Raw genomic sequence first — 17,315 nt, forward strand, 5'->3', positions numbered from 1 at the left:
ACGTCGCCTGTATTCCGGAACGTCAAAACAGTCTCATAAACGTTGCTGTTAGCACCTTCATAGGTAATACAAATCCTCACTGATCAGAACGCATGGGCCCATCGGCGCAGTCCGATGGACATGAGGCGCCAGGGTTGGGCGATGATCTTGTTCCAGGCATCGCAGCAGTGATCGAGGATGTCGTCGTAGGATTGGAAGATCCGGTTTCCGAGCCAGTTGTCCCGCATGAACTGCCAGAGGTTCTCGACCGGGTTGAGTTCGGGTGAGCGCGCCGGCAGGGGCAAGAGGGTGATGTTGTCGGGAACCGGCAGCTTCCTGGTGGTGTGCCAGCCGGCTTGATCGAGCAGGAGGACGTCGTGGGCGCCAGGAGCCACGGTCGCCGAAATCTCTTCGAGATGATGGGCCATCGCTGACGTGGTGCAGCGGGGCATGACCAAGCCTGCCCCGACGCCCCGGGCCGGGCAGATCGCTCCGAAGATGTAGGCCGAAGCCGTGCGCTGGTCCTTGGGGGCCGAGGGTCGCGTTCCGCCCTTGGCCCAGCGTCGGGTCAGGGTGTTCTTCTGGCCGACACGGGCCTCGTCACAGAACCAGACTTCTACCGGCTTGCCGCCGACAGCCTGCGCGATGTCCGCCAGACGGTCGGGGAAGTCTTTTTAAAAACAGCCGCGGCGCCCGGATCCTGGGCGTGATGGCGCGGGCGGGCCGAGAGCTTGCGGTAGCCCATGGCCCGCAAGACCCGGCTCAAGGTCTGCTCGGAGACCGACACGCCGTGATCCTCGGACAGGATTTGGGCCAGATCGCACAACCGCCACCGCACCACACCGTGTACGGCCGGCGTCGGTCCCTGTTCGACCAGCGCCTTGAGGACATCGCGCTGGTCGGCGTTCAGGCGCGGACGGGCCCCGGGGGCCTTGCCATCGATCAGCCCGTCCGGTTCATCGGCGTTGAAGGCCACGACCCAGTCGCGCACCGTTTGCAGCCCGACCCCGCCGATCTCGGCCGCCTCCGAGCGCAGACCACCCGCGGCGATCACCGACAGCGCCAACAGGCGGCGGGTCTGCGCCGGATCACGCGACCCCTTGGCCAGACCGCGCAAGGCTTGCGCATCGAAGTCCGATCGCAGCGGCACCGGAGCAGCCATCGCATCCTCCTCAGGCTCCAAACCCAGGAATGAATCACGACCGAGATGCCGACGCTACCCCGCGTGAGTCCTGCTCAGCGAGGCTTGCTATAACACCCTTGTAATCCGAGCGAACAGAAAATTGGTAAGATCCGCTAAAAAGAGTTGTTTCAAAGTTTTTACAACTAATTTCTTTGTTATCTTTTGATCCAAGCAGACCAATGAATTCTTTTAATGTGACCAATGCTCCAATAACTGAGAATAAGGCTGCAACAATTCTCCATACGTTTTTCAACACGCGAATACCTCGGCCTAATTTTACAACCGCTGGAAAAACACGAAGAAAATTTTATACGATATCATGCGGCGATGTCGGCAGTTAATTGCTCTGCCATCACCAGGAAATTCTCTGCCCAAGTAGATTCCAGCATCCGTCCGTGGCACCCAACGGACTGTTACGTCTGGCGTCATCACGTGGTTGCGCCAGCAAGGCTAAGCAGTTGCAACCAAACAACTTTGAAGAATTGGCTGGGGCGCCAGGATTCGAACCTGGGAATGGCGGTACCAAAAACCGCTGCCTTACCACTTGGCGACGCCCCATCGCGCTCGGCGGAGAGGTGTCTAGACGCAGTATCGGGTGCTGGCAACAGGGGGAGGGGACGCTTATGGCTCTCGCGGGTTCAGCGGGAGGCGTTGGGACATGAGCGGGCGGATCGCGGTGGTGACGGGGGCAGGGTCGGGGATCGGACGGAGCGTGGCCCTGGCGCTGGCCGTGGCCGGCTATGATCTTGCCCTGGCCGGGCGGCGCTTGGCCCCTCTGGAGGCAGTGGCCGGACTGGCGCGGGCGGCCGGTGCCGCCGCCGAGGCCGTGGAGACGGACGTGGCGGACGCAGATTCCGTGGCGCGACTGTTCGCTCGTGTCGCCGAGCGGTTCGGGCGGCTCGACCTCCTGTTCAACAATGCCGGGGTTTTCACGCCAGGGGCGGCGATCGATGCGGTCGCCCTCGACGATTGGCAGCGTTCGGTCGACGTGAACCTCACCGGTGCCTTCCTGTGCACGCAAGGGGCCTTCCGGATGATGAAGGCGCAGGATCCTCGGGGCGGGCGCATCATCAACAACGGCTCCATCGCCGCGCAGGCGCCGCGGCCGCATTCGGCGCCCTACGCGGCCACCAAGCATGCGATCACCGGCCTGACCAAGGCGACGGCCCTGGACGGACGCCCCTACGACATCGCCTGCGGGCAGATCGACGTCGGCAATGCCGAGACGGAGATGACCGCAGGGATCGCGAAGGGCGCCCGGCAGGCGGATGGCAGCATTCGCGCCGAGCCCGTGATGGATGTGCGGCATGTCGCCGACGCCGTGGTCTACATGGCGGGCCTGCCGCTCTCGGCCAACGTCCCGTTCCTCACCGTGATGGCCACCGCCATGCCCTATCTCGGACGCGGCTAAATTTTGCGCATCGCGCGCGAAACGCCTACAGAACACCCCTTCGTCGCTTATCCGTCGCGAATGCAGTGCCGCCCAGGGCGGACCCGGAAATTTTTGCCCGCCATGCAGATGCCGTCTGAGATCAAGCCGCCGGAGGCGAAGGCCGACCCCGTCGCCCGCCGCCGCACCTTCGCGATCATCTCGCACCCGGATGCCGGCAAGACCACGCTCACCGAGAAGCTGCTGCTGTTCGGCGGCGCGATCCAGCTCGCCGGCGAGGTCAAGGCCAAGCGCAACCGGGTTTCGACCCGCTCGGACTGGATGGGCATCGAGAAGGAGCGCGGCATCTCCGTCGTCACCTCGGTGATGACCTTCGAATACGGCGACTGCGTCTTCAACCTCCTCGACACCCCCGGCCACGAGGACTTCTCCGAGGACACCTACCGCACCCTGACGGCGGTCGATTCGGCCGTGATGGTGATCGATGCTGCCAAGGGCATCGAGGCGCGCACCCGCAAGCTGTTCGAAGTCTGCCGCCTGCGCGACATCCCCATCGTCACCTTCATCAACAAACTCGACCGCGAGGCGCGCGACCCCTTCGAGCTCCTCGACGAGATCGAGAAGGTGCTCGCCCTCGACGTGGCGCCGGTGACCTGGCCGATCGGTCGCGGGCGAAGCTTCGCCGGCACCTACGACCTCGGCAACGGCCGGGTGCGCCGCCTCGACGCGGCGGACGATGCCGGGACTGTGGCGGTGACGGGCGTCGACGATCCGCTCTTCGACCAGCTGCTGACCGAGGACGGTGAGGCCGCGACCTGGCGGGAGGAGGCGGAGCTCGCCGAGACCGGGCTGAAGCGCTTCGACCTCGCGGCGTTCCGCGAGGGCCACCTGACGCCGGTGTTCTTCGGCTCGGCCCTGCGCAATTTCGGGGTGCGCGACCTGATCGACGGGCTTGCCCGCTTCGCACCGCCACCGCGCGGCCAGGATGCCGACAAGCGCCTCGTAGAGCCGACCGAACCGAAGATGACGGGCTTCGTGTTCAAGATCCAGGCGAACATGGATCCGAACCACCGCGATCGCATCGCCTTCATGCGGGTCTGCTCGGGGCGCCTGAACCGGGGCATGAAGGCCAAGCTGGTGCGCACCGGCAAGCCGATGTCGCTCTCAGCCCCGCAGTTCTTCTTCGCCCAGGACCGGGCCATCGCCGACGAAGCCTTCGCGGGTGACGTCGTCGGCATCCCGAACCACGGCACCCTTCGCATCGGCGACACCCTGACGGAGGGCGAGGAGATCGTGTTCCGCGGAGTGCCGAGCTTTGCACCCGAGATCCTGCGCCGGATCAAGCTCACCGACGCCATGAAGGCCAAGAAGCTGAAGGAGGCGCTGCAGCAGATGGGCGAGGAAGGCGTCGTGCAGGTCTTCCGCCCGCATGACGGCTCCCAGGCTATCGTCGGCGTCGTGGGCGCCCTGCAGCTCGACGTGCTGAAGGAGCGTCTCCAGGCGGAGTACGGCTTGCCGATCGACTACGAGCCGACCCGGTTCTCGATCTGCCGCTGGATCACCGCCGAGAAGGAGCCCGAACTCGACAAGTTCATCGGCAGCCACGGCTCCGCCATGGCGAGCGACCTCGATGGGGCCCCGGTCTTCATGGCCACGACGGCCTTCTCCCTGCGCTACGAGGAGGAGCGCGCCCCGGAGGTCCGCTTCAGCGACATCAAGGACTATCAGAAGCGCGCGGCCTGACACAGGCCGCCCAGCGCCAAGCTTTCGCGCCGCGGCAGACAGTATCTGAAAATCTTCGCTCACATATCCGCGCGGCTGAAGACAAGACCGCCGAAAGGGATTAGCGTCGAGGGTAGTCGCTCTCGGCGCAAGCACGCACGGGCATGCGCGGCGGGATTGGGTCCGGAAGGGCTTTTGTCTTGCCGAGACGGGCTCGGACGCCGACGTCGTGGGCATCCTCCCTGCGTGAGGGCTTGAGCCATGACAACCCTTCCGGTTCACGATCTCGGCCACAGCATGGCCCGCCCGGTGGTGAATGCCATCGACGGGCACGACCTCTCGATGGCGCTGCGCCGCGGCGTCGACGATTTCCTGGCGATGCCGACCCACGCCCTCTTCATCGGGCTGATCTATCCCCTCGTCGGCATCGTGCTGGCCACCGCCGCCTTCGGCACCGAGGTCCTGCCCCTGGTCTTTCCCCTGGCGGCGGGTTTCGCCCTGATCGGCCCCTTCGCGGCGATCGGCCTCTACGAACTGAGCCGCCGCCGCGAGAAGGGCCTGTCCACCGACTGGGCCTACGCCTTCGCCAACCTGACACGTCCGGCTGCGGGCGCCCTCGCCGGGCTCGGACTGCTGCTGGCGGTGGTCTTCGCCTGCTGGCTGGTGGCGGCGCAGGGGATCTACTGGGCGCTCTACGGAACGAGCGTACCGGATTCGATCTTTGCCTTCGCTCAGGACGTGCTTACCACCCCGCGGGGCTGGGCCCTGATCGTCATCGGCAATCTCGTGGGTTTCGCCTTCTCCCTCGTGGTCCTCGCGCTCAGCGTGGTCTCGGTGCCGATGCTCGTGGACCGGGACGTGGACATGCTAACCGCGATCGAAACTTCGCTCGCCGCCTTCCGGCGCAATCCGCGGACCCTGACGGCCTGGGGCTTCATCGTGGCCGGCTTGCTCATCCTCGGGTCGCTGCCGCTCTTCGTCGGCCTCGCGGTGGTGATGCCGATTCTCGGTCATGCGACCTGGCACCTCTACAGGCGGGTCATCCCCGCCTGAGACCGACGGTCGGCCTCAGAACTTTCCCAACATCGGGAAGTCGATGCTCAGGGCCGATTCGGTGGCCAGCGGCGCCTCGCGCCGGCGCGGCTTGCGATTGATGACCTGCTTCAGCTTGGCCTTCAGCACCGACATGTCGAAGGGCTTGAGGATGAAGGCATCGGCGCCCGCCTGGTGGGCGAGGTTGATGTCCTCGAAGTCGAACGAGGCTTCCGTCAGCAGGAACGGCGTGTTCATCAGGGCGTCGTCCGCCCGGATCTCCCGCAGGAACGAGAGGCCGTCCATCGGCTCCATGTCGAGATCGGAGATCACGAGCGCGTAGCGGCGCTCCCGCATGCGCTCGAGGGCCGTGACCGCATCGGTCACGCCCTCGACATCGGGAAAGCCAAGCCGATTCATCAGAAGGATGACCAGCTTGAGCAACTTCTCCTGGTCATCGACGATGAGGATCGCGGGCGTATCGCTCATGGAATTTCACGGGTTTGAGGACGGGGCGACGACGGCGCGCCACGCAACCGCAGCATCAGACGAAAAGGTGGTCGATACCCTGCTTCGTCATCGACTCCGCCTGAAGAGTCGCCGCGAGGGCATGGATCGCGATGCCCTTCGGCGTTCCGCGCTGGAACATCGGGAGCAGGTTGGCCTTCTGGAAGATCGCGTCGTTGACCGGACTCCGGATGCCCGTGGTGAAGGAGTTCACGAACTCACGTTTCAGGATCTCGCGCCATTCCACGATCTGCACGTCACGATGCCGCGAATCGTTGCTGATCCGGGCAAAGGTCTCGCTCACCGAAGCCCGTTCGCCCTCGATGACCTGCGCAGCGAAGTTCTGCTCAATGAGCAGGAAGCTGGTGATCACCGAGAATTCGTTCTTCTTCTGCGCCTGCCGCGTGATCTCGCCGATCTGCCGGGTGCGCGTCGCCGCGTCCGCCGCGAGGTTGAGTCGCGAGAAGTAGATCAGATGGACGAGGGTCGACCGTTTGGCTCTCATGATTTCGATCCACCACCTTGTTCCGGCGACCTTAGACGAGATGACGATAACGGCACGTAAACGACCTCGCCTGCGACCGTTGACCCGGCAAAAGCTGCCGATGGGACGAAGCAAAGTACGATTCCTGCCGGGTACCGGTCACGGATATCGACGAATAATCAACGACTTGCCCATGGCATGCCGATTGCTCGATGAGGCTGAAGCCGTGCGGGAACGCGCCGGCACTGCCACCGTGACGCAAGGTTTTCGGCCATGGATGTCTTCACCGCAATGCAGACGGCCGTTTCCGGCCTCAAGGCGCAGGCGTTCTCGCTCGACAACATCTCGGGCAACATCGCGAATTCCCAGACGACCGGATTCAAGCGGGTCGATACGAGCTTCGTCGATCTAGTCGCCGAGCAGCAGACGCCGAGCCGGCAGGTCGCCGGATCGGTCGCGGCGAATTCTCGCCAGACCACGACGGTGCAGGGCAACCTGAACGCCACCGACATCGGCACGAACATGGCGTTGAACGGGGAGGGCTTCTTCGCCGTGGCCACCAAGTCCGGCGACGCCAACGGCCAGTCAAACTTCGCGACCGGCGATTCCTATACGCGACGCGGCGACTTCGCTCTGGACAAGGACGGGTACCTCGTCAACGGCGGGGGCGCCTATCTCAAGGGCAGCAGCCTAGACCCGCTGACCGGACAAGCGACCGGAGAAGGACCGATTAAGGTCTCGAATTCGATCATACCGGCGCACGCCACCACAACGATCACCTACTCGGCCAACCTGCCCAAGACGCCAGCGACATCCGCCGCGGACGCCAACAAGCCGAACTCGGAACTCATCGGCGATTCCGCGTGGAGAGCGAGTTCGACGGGCGCGCAGGTCAAAATCTCCGATCCGGCAGACATACAGAAATTCGTTGCAACCAGCATCGCTGGGCCGGCACTCACCGCCTACACGCCGAGCGGTGGACCAGTCGGCATCCAGATGCGGTGGGCGAAAGTTCAGAACGGCGCAACGGCCAACGGGGCGACCCCGGCGACCAACGATGTCTGGAATCTGTACTATGCCGACAAGAGCACCGTGTCGGATTCCGGAACGTCCTGGGTCAATGCCGGTACGGATTTCCAGTTCAACAGCAGCGGTCAGCTGATTTCGCCAGCCTCCAACGCGGTGACCATTCCTGCTCTCACGGTCGGCGACGTTAATCTGGGCAACATTCAGCTCAATTACGGCAGCGGCGGCCTGACGGCCTACACCTCGGCCGGCGGCACCGTGACGACAAATACCCAGACTCAGGACGGCTACACCTCGGGGACACTCACCGGCCTCAGCATCACCACCGACGGCAAGGTCTCCGGTACCTACAGCAACGGCAACACCATCGCGCTGGCGAACATCAAGGTGGTGCAGTTCACCAACTCGGACGGCCTGAAGGCGAATTCGAACGGCACCTATCAGCAGACCCTCGAGTCCGGCACGGCCCTCGTCGGACTGAACGGAACCACCGTCGTCGGCAGCAACGTGGAGCAGTCGAATACCGACATTGCGGGCGAATTTTCTAAGATGATCGTAACCCAACAGGCATATTCCGCCAATACGAAGGTTATCTCGACCGCCCAGGACATGATGTCCGCGTTGATCAACATCATCCGCTGAGGACGCCTGACACCGGACGCGATCCGACACCGAGGGGAGGGGCTTTGTGAGCTTCAACGCCATCAACACCGCCTCCGCCGGGCTGAAGGCGACCCAGGCCGCGATCGGGGTCGTCTCGCAGAACATCGCCAATGTCGGCACGGTCGGGTACACGAAGCGCACCCTCGACACCGTCTCGACGGGCGTTGGCAATTCCGGCGTCTCGGTCGGCACGATCGGCCGGGCCCTCGATGCGGCCTCCCTCCGGCAACTGCGCATGGAGACCTCGGGTGCCGCCTATACCGGCTCCCTCTCCGCGGTTCGGACGCAGCTCGATCAGCTCTACGGGACCCCCGGCGCGTCCACGGCCCTGGACGGCGTGATGAACGACTTCGCCCAGTCGCTGCAAGCCCTCGCCAGCGATCCGACCTCCGCACCGGCCCGTGCCACGGTCGTCACAAAGGCCGCGAACCTCGCCTCCACCATCGGCACGATCGCGCAGGGCGTCCAGGACCTGCGCTCGGCGACCGAGAGCCAGCTCGGCAGCGACACGGCGAAGGCGAGTGCGTACCTCGCCTCCATCGCCAAGCTGAACACGCAGATCACGGGCACCACCGACGAGGGGGCCCGCGCCAGCCTGCTCGACCAGCGCGACCAGGCCGTGACCGGCCTGTCCGCCTTCCTGGACATCCAGACCGTCGACCAGCGGGACGGCACCCTGACGGTCATCACCACGTCGGGCATGACCCTCGTCGATCGTGGCGCCGCGGCGATTCTCAGCTTCGACGGACGCGGCACGCTCTCGCCCGACTCGGAATACACGGACAACGCGGCGACCCGGGGGGTCGGAACGATCACCGCGACGACGCCCGGCGGCTCCAAGATCGACCTGATCGCCACCCAGGCGATTCGCTCCGGCTCGCTCGCCGCCGGGATCGAGCTGCGCGACTCGGTCCTGCCGCAGGCGCAGCGCCAGCTCGACGAACTGGCGGCTGGGCTCTCGCGCTCCCTGTCGGATCGCAGCGCCATGGGCACGCCGGTCACGACCGGTACTTCCAGCGGGTTCGACATCGACCTCGACGGCCTGAAGGCTGGCAACGCGGTGACCGTAAGTGTGCGCGATGCCGCCGGCACACAGCGCAACCTCGTCCTCCTCCCCTACACCTCGGACCCGGCGCCGAAGATCGATCCCCAGGACATCAACGATCCGACGGCATCGATCATTCCGATCAAGCTGACGGGGACCAATGCCGGGCTGCGCGATGCGATTCAGACCGCCCTCGGGGCGAGCTTCAGCGTCACCAGCCAGCCGAGCGCCGACACCGGCGGCCTGCGCATCCGCTCGGATCCATCGAGTGGGGCGCCGACGCTCCTCGGCGTCAGCGCCAGCGTCACGCAGCTGAAGGACCCGGACGATTTCCAGAGCGGCGCCGCTCAGATTCCGCTCTTCGTCGACGGAAACAAGAAGGGCACGCTGTACACCGGCTCCTTCGACGGCGGTTCGCAGCTGACGGGTTTCGCGCAGCGGATCAGCGTGAACCAGGCGGTGGTCAGCAACACCGCCAACCTCGTGACCCTCTCGCCCAAGACCCTGGCGTCGGATGCGTCGCGGCCCCAGTACCTCTACCAGGCCCTCACCGGTGCGAGCCGAACCTTCGCGGCGGCCAGCGGAATCGGCGGCGTCGCGGCGCCCTACACCGCGAGCGTCCAGGATTTCGCCCAGCGGATCATCGACGCCCAAGGGGCGGGAGCGGCCTCCGCCCAGGACCTCGACGAAGGGCAGGGCATCGCGCTGGCGACCGCCCAGTCCCGCGTCGCCTCCGTCTCCGGCGTGAGCATCGACGAGGAGATGTCGAAGCTCGTGCAACTCCAGACCGCCTACAGCGCCAATGCGCGGGTGCTCACCGCCGCCCGCGACCTCCTCGACACCCTCCTGCGGATCTGAGGCCGAGCCCCCATGTGCCGAGCCCGACCGAGACCCCGCCCACTTCCGAGGCACCGATGAGCATCGCTCCGTTCAATGCCAGCACCTATCTGGGCGACCGCAACACGGCCAACCTCGTCGGCCTGAAGAGTCGCCTCGATACGCTGACGAACCAGCTCTCAAGCGGCAAGGTCGGCACGACCTATGGCAGCCTCGGCACGGGGCGGACGACCAGCCTGAGCGCGCACGCGGCCCTCAGCGCCCTCGACGGCTACGACGCGGTGATCACGAACGCGACGACCCGCGTCACCCTCGCCAACGCGAGCGTGACGCAGATCAACACCCTCGGCGACGGGATGCGGCGCTCGCTGACCGCGAGCAACAGCTCGACGATCGCCAACACGCCTCAGGTCGCGCGCAACAGCCTCGATGCGGCGGTCGATGCCCTGAACGTCGATCTCGCAGGACAATACATCTTCGGCGGTCGCGCCACCGATGCGCCGCCGGTCGCCTCCACCGACACGATCCTGAACGGCGACGTCGCCAAGGGCCTCGCCGGCCTGAAGACCCTGATATCGGAGCAGAAGACCGCGGACCTCGGTCTGCCGACCGGATCTGGCCGGGTCAGTAGTTCCGTGACCGGGACGCCGGCCAACACCGTGACGATCAGCGAGGACGGGACCGGGGCCGCCGGAACCGAGACGCGGGCCAATTTCGGTTTTCGGCTCCTCTCGGCAACGAGTTCCAACACGACGGCGATCGCCGCCAGCGCTACCACCACCGCGACGGCTCCGCCGGTGACGTTCACCCTGGCGAAGCCGCCGGCCGAGGGGGATCGCCTTCGGATCGGGATCAATCAGCCGGACGGGACGCAGAGCTTTGTCGATCTCACACCGAAGGCGTCCTCGTCGGCGGGTGCGACAGACACCATGCCGGTCTTCGCCACGGCGGCCGAGGCGCAGACCTACCTCAACACTCGCTTCGCAACCTCGCCGGTCGCGAGCATCCAGGGCCCCACCGATCTCGGTGTGCAAGCTAATTTCGGAACCGGCACGCCGGCGTCGCTGACGCTTGGCGTCAATGGAACACCCGTCGCGGGCGACACCGTGACGGTCAGCGTTGCCATGCGCGACGGCACGACCCAGACCCTGACCCTGACGGCCAGCCCCAACGCCGATCCGACCTCCACCACCGAGTTCTCCCTGGCAGGCGGCCCACAGGCTGTTGCGAACAGTCTCTCGCAGGCCGTCACCAATGCCCTGAAGGGTGCGGCTTCCACCAGCCTCGCGGCGAGCTCGGCGTCCCGAGCGGCACAGAATTTCTTCGCCGGATCGCAATCCGCCGGCCTCGCACCGCGGCGCATCAGCACCGACGGCAACGGCTACGCCGAAGCGGCCAGCACCAAGACCGTGATCTGGTACACGGGCGACGACACCTCGTCGGATCCACGCGCCACGGCCACGGCGCAGATCGGGGCGAACCGGGTCCTGAACATCGGCGTGCAGGCGAACGAAGCTCCGATCCGGAAGGTGCTCGCCGGTCTCGCCATGATCGCGGCCGATGCGGGAACGACGGCCGTCAGCGGGACGCCGGAGGCCCAACGCTTCAGCGCGCTCGCCGACCACGCCGGCACCCTGCTCGTCTCGAACAACACCACGGGGGGCGTTCCGGGCATCGCCAGCGATCTCGGCCTCGCCGCCAGCACCCTCTCGGACACCAAGATGGAAAACCGGACCAACCGCAACGCCCTTCAGGGCTCGCTCGACGGCGTCGAGAACATCTCGGCGGAGGACGTGACGGCGCAGCTCCTGCAGTTGCAGACGCAGCTCCAGGCGAGCTACCAAGTCACCTCGATGCTCTCGAAGCTGAACTTAGTGAACTATCTCAGCTGAGATCGGCGAGTTGGTCCGGCGGCCTTGATGGCTTAACCCAGGGGCCGGAGCGAATGCGGGAGCCCGGTCATGACCCCCAGGATGCCTGCCGTGCTGGCCATGGCGATGCTGATCGTGCCCGGCCTCTCGGTGGGAGCCGGCGCGGCGGAGCGTCTCCGACCACAGGTTCAGGGGGAGAAACGTCTGCCCTGCCCGAAACAGGGTGCGGGCTTCGTCCGCGTGCCGGGCTCACCCACCTGCATCCGCCTCAGCGGCCGCGCCGTCGGTGGCATCGACGTCGGCAGCCACGGCGCCGCGCCGGTCACGGCTGGACAGCTCTCGATCGACACCCGCAGCGAATCCGAGTTCGGGCCGGTGCGTGCCTTCGTCCGCATGGGTCACGGGCGTCCCTGACGCGCCCCGCGGACAGGCGTCCCGCCGCGCGTCCTGTTGTTCAGAGGCTGCGCGACAGCACCAGCGGCTGGCTTCGCGCGACCCCGCTGCGGCCATAGGGGGAGGGGCCCTGGGACGGGCGGCCATAGACGGTGGGCGTGCGGGTGCGCCCGATCTCGTCCGCCAGGGTCTTCACGAGGCCTTCCGACACGGTTCGAGCCGTCGCCAGCACGGCCTGATTGGTCTCCAGGACTTGGGTGAAGCGGGCATGGGCCGCCTTGAGGTTAGCGATCCCCTCCGGCGCGAAGCGCGCGAGGGCGATGGCGTTGGCCTTCGTCGCCTCAAGGCCCTGGAAATAGGCGGCCGCCAGGGCCGACTTGCGCTCGTTCTCGGCGAGGCCCTCCCGCAGGCGGCCGACGCGGATGTGGTCGCTCTCGCGGGCGAGCACGCCCTCGAGCGCTTCAAGGCTCGCGATCACCCCGGCGACCAGGGCCGTCGCCCCGGCCCGGTCCGACACGCGGGGCGCCGGAACGTCAGCTGACCTTTGCACCGGCACCCTCCTGCATTTTCATCATCTCGCGGAACACCTGGTCGGCAATACCGACGCCACCGCTCTTCACGATCTGGCCGGCATATTCCTTGGTGAGCATCGACCGGTAGACGCCACCCCCGGTGCCGTTGTCGCCGAGCGGACCGTCGGTGCCCTCGGATTGCGACAGGCGGTCGAGGGACTGCTCCAGGAACATCGATTCGAAGTCGGTCGAGGCCTTCTTGGCCTTGGCCTCGGCGGCCGACTTCGCGGTACTACCGGCGCTCCCGCCGACCGCGCTCTGAACGGTCTTGGCGATGTCGCCGACGATGGCCTTGCCGACCCCGAGGGCGGCACTGGCGGCGAGGGGCGCGAACAGCATGGGTTCAGGTCTCCGGCTGGAGTTGGGAGAGGGCGGCGAGAGGCATCACATCACCTCGATATCGGCCTGGAGGGCGCCCGCGGCCTTGATCGCCTGCAGGATCGAGATGAGGTCGCGAGGGCCGACGCCCAGGGCGTTGAGGCCGTCGACGAGTTCGCGCAGGGTCACGCCCTCCTTGACCAGGGCGAGCTTGTTGCCGTCGCCCGTGTCGACCTTGACGCCGGTGCGCGGCACCACCGTGGTGGTGCCATTGGAGAGGGGGGCCGGCTGGCTCACCTGCGGCTGCTCGGTGATGGTGACGGTGAGGTTGCCCTGTGCGATCGCCACGGTGGAGACCCGCACGTCGCGGCCCATCACGATGATGCCCGAACGCTCGTCGACGACGACCCGGGCGGTCTGGTCGGGCTCGACCTTCAGCTGCTCGATCTCGGTCACGAGCCGGATCATGTTGCCGGTGTAGCGAGCAGGGATCTGCAGGGTCACCGTGGCGGGATCGGTGGGTTCGGCGGTATCGGCGCCCATGAAGTCGTTGATCGCAGCGGCGATGCGCTTCGAGGTGGTGAAGTCGGGATTGCGCAGGGACAGGCGCAGCGAGCGCATGTCGTTCATCTTGAACGCCATCTCGCGCTCGATCATCGCGCCGTTCGGCACCCGCCCGTTCGTGGGAACGCCGCGGGTGATCTTGGCGGCGTCGCCTTCGGCCGAGAAGCCCGCGATGGCCACCGAGCCCTGCGCCAGGGCGTAGACCTCGCCGTCGGCGCCCAGCAGCGGCGTGACCAGGAGGGTGCCGCCCTGGAGGGACTTGGCGTCGCCGAGGGACGAGACGGTGATGTCGATGCGGTTGCCCTGGGTGGCGAAGGGCGGCAGGCTCGCGGTCACCATCACGGCCGCGAGGTTCTGGGTGCGCATGGTAGCGCCGCGGGTGTTCACGCCGAGGCGCTCCAGCATCGCCTGGAGGGACTGCTTCGTGAACGGGATGTTGTTCAGGGTGTCGCCGGTGCCGTTGAGCCCGACCACGATGCCGTAGCCCACGAGCTGATTCTGGCGCACGCCCTCCACGCTGGCGAGGTCCTTGACCCGCGACAGGGCGAGGGCGGGGACCGCCTGGCCGACCAGCATCGCCCACCCTGCCAGAAGGCAGAGGGCGAAGCGCCGGATTCGGGTGGGGCCGTTCGGAGTGTCGGTCATGGCGCACTTTGCGACGGGAAGGTCCTGTCCAGTCTGCCAGGACCATGCCAACCGAACGCTTGTGCCAAAGCGTTGTATTTGAACGCTATTCTCTGGCGATACCGGCGTCGGCCGGGCAAAGGTCCCGGACGCTTCATGCCGACCCGGCACGTTCTGCCGGGTCATTTACGACCGGTTAACCACGCCTGCCGGATTCTGCCGGCGCCGGGCGGACCATCGCCCCGATCGGTCTCACCTCATGCGCGTCGACACCCGCTTCGTCACTGCCAGCACCGGCCCGAGCGCGGCACCGCGCCGGAGCGAAGGCGCGCCCGCCTTCGCCGTCGCCAGCCCGGCAACGAACGCGGGCGGGCCGGGCACCACCGCCGCGGCATCGCTCGCCGGTCTCGATGCCATCCTCACGCTTCAGAGCAACACCGATACGCCGGAGGAGCGCCGGCGCCGGTCGGCCCAGCGCGGCAACGACCTGCTCGATGGGCTCGACCGGCTGAAGGCCTCCCTGATCATGGGCCGCGTCTCGACGCGCGACCTGCAGGCCATCGCGGCCCGCCTGTCGGAGCGCAGCGGCACCAGCGGCGACCCCCGTCTCGATGGATTGATCGCCGAGATCGAGCTGCGGGCCGCGGTCGAACTCGCCAAGCTGTCCGCCGCCCGCGCCGCCTGAGGCGCGGGGGCCGGAGCCGACCTCAGGCCTTCGTCTTCTTGGCGCGCGGCGTGTCGTCCGATCCGGCGGCGACTTCGCTGCCCTCGGTGTTGATCCGCTCGGCGATCTGGCTCAGCAGGGCGTCGGTCTTCTTCTCCTCCTCGAGGGTCTGTTCCAGGAGCTTGGCGGCATCCTCGTAGCCGAGCTGGCGTGCCCAGGTCTTCAGGGTGCCGTAGCGGGCGATCTCGTAATGCTCGACGGCCTGGGCACAGGCAGCCAGCACCGCATCGGCGGCTGGGCTATCGCCGAAATCCTCGAGATCCTCCTCCATCTCGGAGGTGATGCCCTGCATCGCCTCGCAGGTCTTGGCGCGGGCCGGCTTGCCAATGATCTCGAAGACCTGCTGGAGCCGCTCCACCTGCTCGGCACTCTCCTCTGCGTGAGTCTCGAACGCGCTGCGAAGCTCCGCGTGCTCGGCCGCCTTGGCCGACTTCTTCAGGGCTCGGACGGATTGCTTCTCGGCGTAGTAGACGTCCTTGAGGGTCTCGTAGAACGCGTCGTGCAGGGTTTTGGCCTTGGCTGCCATGGGGCGATCTCCGAAGTCGTGACGGTGGAAAAGGATGCGATCACCAGCGGAGTCAGGGCCGAGAAACCGGAAGGGTCCCGCAAGCGTCGCCATGGGAGAACCACACCCGCCGAGGCCAGTTCCCCTGGGATTTTTCTTCAATTTCTCTCTTTGCCTGCAGTGTCTTAGGATAGAATTGCTTGGTAGCACCGGAAATTATCGTTTCCTTGAGGACACCTTTCTGGCCTTGAGAACGAGAGGAGCCAGCAATAGCTTTGCGCATGCGCCCCTGCGACCCCGACGGGACGGCGTCGCCCGCGTTCTCCGCCGGACCGCCCCGGCCTGTCGGCGGGTGCAGGTCAGCTCCTGATCCCTCGCCACGGAGACCTGCATTTTAACGCAGGACAGATTCTAGGTGACAAAGCGCAGCCGCTGTTGCAACGCACAGCCTCCGGTGGCGTGTTTGCAGCCGTTGCGTGTTTGCCGCAGCGCGCAAAACATCCGAGAGGATTGCGGTATGTGGTAACCACGATGCGTTGTCGTGGCCTGCACCCTGCATTATAGCCACGCAAAACGATCGCCGCGGACCGGCTGCAAGAGGCGCGAATGGCGAAGGTCACGATTGAGGACGGGTACGTACCGAGTGAGAGCGAGCCGTTCATGAATGATCGGCAGCGGGAGTATTTCCGTCGCAAACTGCTCGGCTGGAAGTCCGATATTCTACGTGAGGCCCAAGATACGCTGGTCGCATTACAGACCGAGAACGAAAATCATCCCGATTTGGCGGATCGTGCCTCGTCCGAGACGGACCGGGCCATCGAGTTGCGAGCGCGGGACCGGCAACGCAAGCTCACCGGCAAGATCGACGCCGCCCTGGCGCGGCTAGAGGACGGTTCCTACGGCTATTGCGAGGAGACCGGCGAGCCGATCTCGCTGAAGCGCCTGGATGCCCGCCCCATCGCGACGCTGTCGCTCGAGGCGCAGGAGCGTCACGAGCGACGCGAGCGCGTCTACCGGGACGACTGAGCGGGCTGGTCGCGGGCGGACCGCGATCCAAACCGTTCTCCGAGAGGGACGAACGGGCTCCGACGGGGCTCAGAACGGCAGGAGCACGTCGACCAGCTGCTGACCGTAGCGCGGCTGCTGCACATCGGTGATCTGGCCGCGTCCGCCATAGGCGATCCGGGCCTGGGCGATCTTGCTCGAATCGATGGTGTTGTCGGACTCGATGTCCTCGGGCCGGACCACGCCCGCGACGATGAGTTCGCGGACCTCGAAGTTGATGCGGATCTCCTGCTTGCCCTCCACCACGAGGTTTCCATTGGGCAGGACCTGCGTGACGATGGCCGCGACGCTGGTGGTGACGGTCTCGTTGCGCTGAACCGAACCGGCACCGTCGCTCGATGTGGTCGAAGTGGCGTTGATGAGCTTGTCGGGGCTGATCCCGGCCGCCGTCACTCCCTTGCTGCTCTCCAGGCCGAAGGCGTTGGGCAGGCCGAAACCCTCGGCGTTCGAGCGCGAGCGCTTGGTCTCGTTGTTCAGGTTCGCCTTATCGGTGACATTGACCTTCACGGTGACGAGGTCGCCGATTCGGGCGGCCCGCTGGTCCTTGAAGAAGGCGCGCGAGCCTGTCCGCCACAGGGAGTTCGGAGCGTACGAGACCGGCTGGACCTCCGGCATCGGCAGGCGCACCGGTTTGTAGCCGGCCTGGGCGGTCGGGTCCTCGATGGCCGAGAGGGCTGGCGTCGCACCGATCTGGGACAGTCGGTCCGCAGTGTTGCAGGCGCCGAGGGTCGTGCAGAGGAGCGCGACGGCGAGGGCTGGAGAGACGCGGTGGGTCATTGGGACCGAACCTTTGGCAAACCGAAAGGGGACG

The 17,315-nt window shown here is 66.2% G+C and carries 17 protein-coding genes and 1 tRNA gene; 9 read left to right on the forward strand and 9 right to left on the reverse strand.

Annotation, left to right across the window (positions count from 1 at the left end):
• Positions 1 to 83: 83 nt before the first annotated feature.
• Positions 84 to 1,141 (reverse strand): IS630 family transposase gene (locus AC6EUL_RS05830; protein WP_499869369.1). Its coding sequence is split into 2 segments (ribosomal slippage): positions 84 to 649 and positions 649 to 1,141, totalling 1,059 coding nucleotides; the frame shifts between segments, so codons are not numbered across the junction.
• A 504-nt stretch (positions 1,142 to 1,645) separates the two neighbouring features.
• Positions 1,646 to 1,720, reverse strand: a tRNA-Gln gene (locus tag AC6EUL_RS05835).
• A 100-nt stretch (positions 1,721 to 1,820) separates the two neighbouring features.
• Here AC6EUL_RS05835 and AC6EUL_RS05840 point away from each other — a divergent pair.
• From AC6EUL_RS05840 to AC6EUL_RS05850, 3 genes are all read left to right on the forward strand, one after another.
• Positions 1,821 to 2,573, forward strand: a complete 753-nt coding sequence (locus tag AC6EUL_RS05840) for an SDR family oxidoreductase (protein ID WP_499869371.1) — start codon at positions 1,821 to 1,823, stop codon at positions 2,571 to 2,573.
• Between the two features lie 102 nt (positions 2,574 to 2,675).
• Entirely contained in the window at positions 2,676 to 4,295 is a 1,620-nt protein-coding gene (locus tag AC6EUL_RS05845) for a peptide chain release factor 3 (RefSeq protein ID WP_499869373.1), read from the forward strand.
• A 240-nt stretch (positions 4,296 to 4,535) separates the two neighbouring features.
• Positions 4,536 to 5,327: a DUF2189 domain-containing protein gene (locus tag AC6EUL_RS05850; RefSeq protein WP_056493439.1), complete on the forward strand. Its 792-nt coding sequence runs from the start codon at positions 4,536 to 4,538 to the stop codon at positions 5,325 to 5,327.
• Positions 5,328 to 5,342: 15 nt separating this feature from the next.
• Here AC6EUL_RS05850 and AC6EUL_RS05855 read toward each other — a convergent pair whose 3' ends face one another.
• Positions 5,343 to 5,795 carry a response regulator gene (locus AC6EUL_RS05855; RefSeq protein ID WP_056215936.1) on the reverse strand — a complete coding sequence of 151 codons (453 nt, stop codon included), beginning with the start codon at positions 5,793 to 5,795 and terminating at the stop codon, positions 5,343 to 5,345.
• 55 nt (positions 5,796 to 5,850) lie between these two features.
• Entirely contained in the window at positions 5,851 to 6,318 is a 468-nt protein-coding gene (locus AC6EUL_RS05860; protein ID WP_056274034.1) for a BLUF domain-containing protein, read from the reverse strand.
• Positions 6,319 to 6,570: 252 nt separating this feature from the next.
• Here AC6EUL_RS05860 and AC6EUL_RS05865 point away from each other — a divergent pair, with 252 nt between their 5' ends.
• The 4 genes from AC6EUL_RS05865 (at position 6,571) to AC6EUL_RS05880 (ending at position 12,153) form a co-directional block, all read left to right on the forward strand.
• Positions 6,571 to 7,965, forward strand: a complete 1,395-nt coding sequence (locus AC6EUL_RS05865) for a flagellar hook protein FlgE (protein ID WP_499869376.1) — start codon at positions 6,571 to 6,573, stop codon at positions 7,963 to 7,965.
• A 46-nt stretch (positions 7,966 to 8,011) separates the two neighbouring features.
• Positions 8,012 to 9,889, forward strand: a complete 1,878-nt coding sequence (flgK, locus tag AC6EUL_RS05870) for a flagellar hook-associated protein FlgK (RefSeq protein ID WP_499869378.1) — start codon at positions 8,012 to 8,014, stop codon at positions 9,887 to 9,889.
• A 56-nt stretch (positions 9,890 to 9,945) separates the two neighbouring features.
• Entirely contained in the window at positions 9,946 to 11,760 is a 1,815-nt protein-coding gene (locus tag AC6EUL_RS05875; RefSeq protein ID WP_499869380.1) for a hypothetical protein, read from the forward strand.
• A gap of 69 nt (positions 11,761 to 11,829) precedes the next feature.
• Entirely contained in the window at positions 11,830 to 12,153 is a 324-nt protein-coding gene (locus AC6EUL_RS05880) for a porin (RefSeq protein WP_499869382.1), read from the forward strand.
• A gap of 40 nt (positions 12,154 to 12,193) precedes the next feature.
• Here the strand turns inward: AC6EUL_RS05880 and AC6EUL_RS05885 are convergent, their stop codons facing one another.
• Genes AC6EUL_RS05885 through AC6EUL_RS05895 form a run of 3 tightly spaced genes read right to left on the reverse strand, consistent with a single transcriptional unit; the run spans position 12,194 to position 14,162 of the window.
• Entirely contained in the window at positions 12,194 to 12,682 is a 489-nt protein-coding gene (locus AC6EUL_RS05885; RefSeq protein WP_499869384.1) for a hypothetical protein, read from the reverse strand.
• Complete coding sequence (locus AC6EUL_RS05890; protein ID WP_056215917.1) at positions 12,666 to 13,043, reverse strand: rod-binding protein; 378 nt, start codon at positions 13,041 to 13,043, stop codon at positions 12,666 to 12,668. Before AC6EUL_RS05890 ends, AC6EUL_RS05885 begins: the two co-directional genes overlap by 17 nt.
• A gap of 45 nt (positions 13,044 to 13,088) precedes the next feature.
• On the reverse strand, positions 13,089 to 14,162 hold the full coding sequence (locus AC6EUL_RS05895; protein ID WP_244472818.1) for a flagellar basal body P-ring protein FlgI: 1,074 nt from the start codon (positions 14,160 to 14,162) through the stop codon (positions 13,089 to 13,091).
• 307 nt (positions 14,163 to 14,469) lie between these two features.
• Between AC6EUL_RS05895 and AC6EUL_RS05900 the strand changes: the two genes are divergently transcribed.
• Complete coding sequence (locus tag AC6EUL_RS05900) at positions 14,470 to 14,895, forward strand: flagellar assembly protein FliX (protein ID WP_056274047.1); 426 nt, start codon at positions 14,470 to 14,472, stop codon at positions 14,893 to 14,895.
• A gap of 22 nt (positions 14,896 to 14,917) precedes the next feature.
• Here AC6EUL_RS05900 and AC6EUL_RS05905 read toward each other — a convergent pair whose 3' ends face one another.
• Positions 14,918 to 15,460 carry a YciE/YciF ferroxidase family protein gene (locus tag AC6EUL_RS05905; protein WP_056274049.1) on the reverse strand — a complete coding sequence of 181 codons (543 nt, stop codon included), beginning with the start codon at positions 15,458 to 15,460 and terminating at the stop codon, positions 14,918 to 14,920.
• A 585-nt stretch (positions 15,461 to 16,045) separates the two neighbouring features.
• Here AC6EUL_RS05905 and dksA point away from each other — a divergent pair.
• Positions 16,046 to 16,465, forward strand: coding sequence for an RNA polymerase-binding protein DksA (gene dksA, locus AC6EUL_RS05910; protein ID WP_055951344.1), 420 nt, complete (start codon positions 16,046 to 16,048; stop codon positions 16,463 to 16,465).
• A 69-nt stretch (positions 16,466 to 16,534) separates the two neighbouring features.
• Here the strand turns inward: dksA and flgH are convergent, their stop codons facing one another.
• Positions 16,535 to 17,281, reverse strand: coding sequence for a flagellar basal body L-ring protein FlgH (gene flgH, locus AC6EUL_RS05915; protein ID WP_056215907.1), 747 nt, complete (start codon positions 17,279 to 17,281; stop codon positions 16,535 to 16,537).
• Between the last annotated feature and the right edge of the window lie 34 nt (positions 17,282 to 17,315).

This window comes from Methylobacterium sp. 001424705, assembly GCF_059816145.1.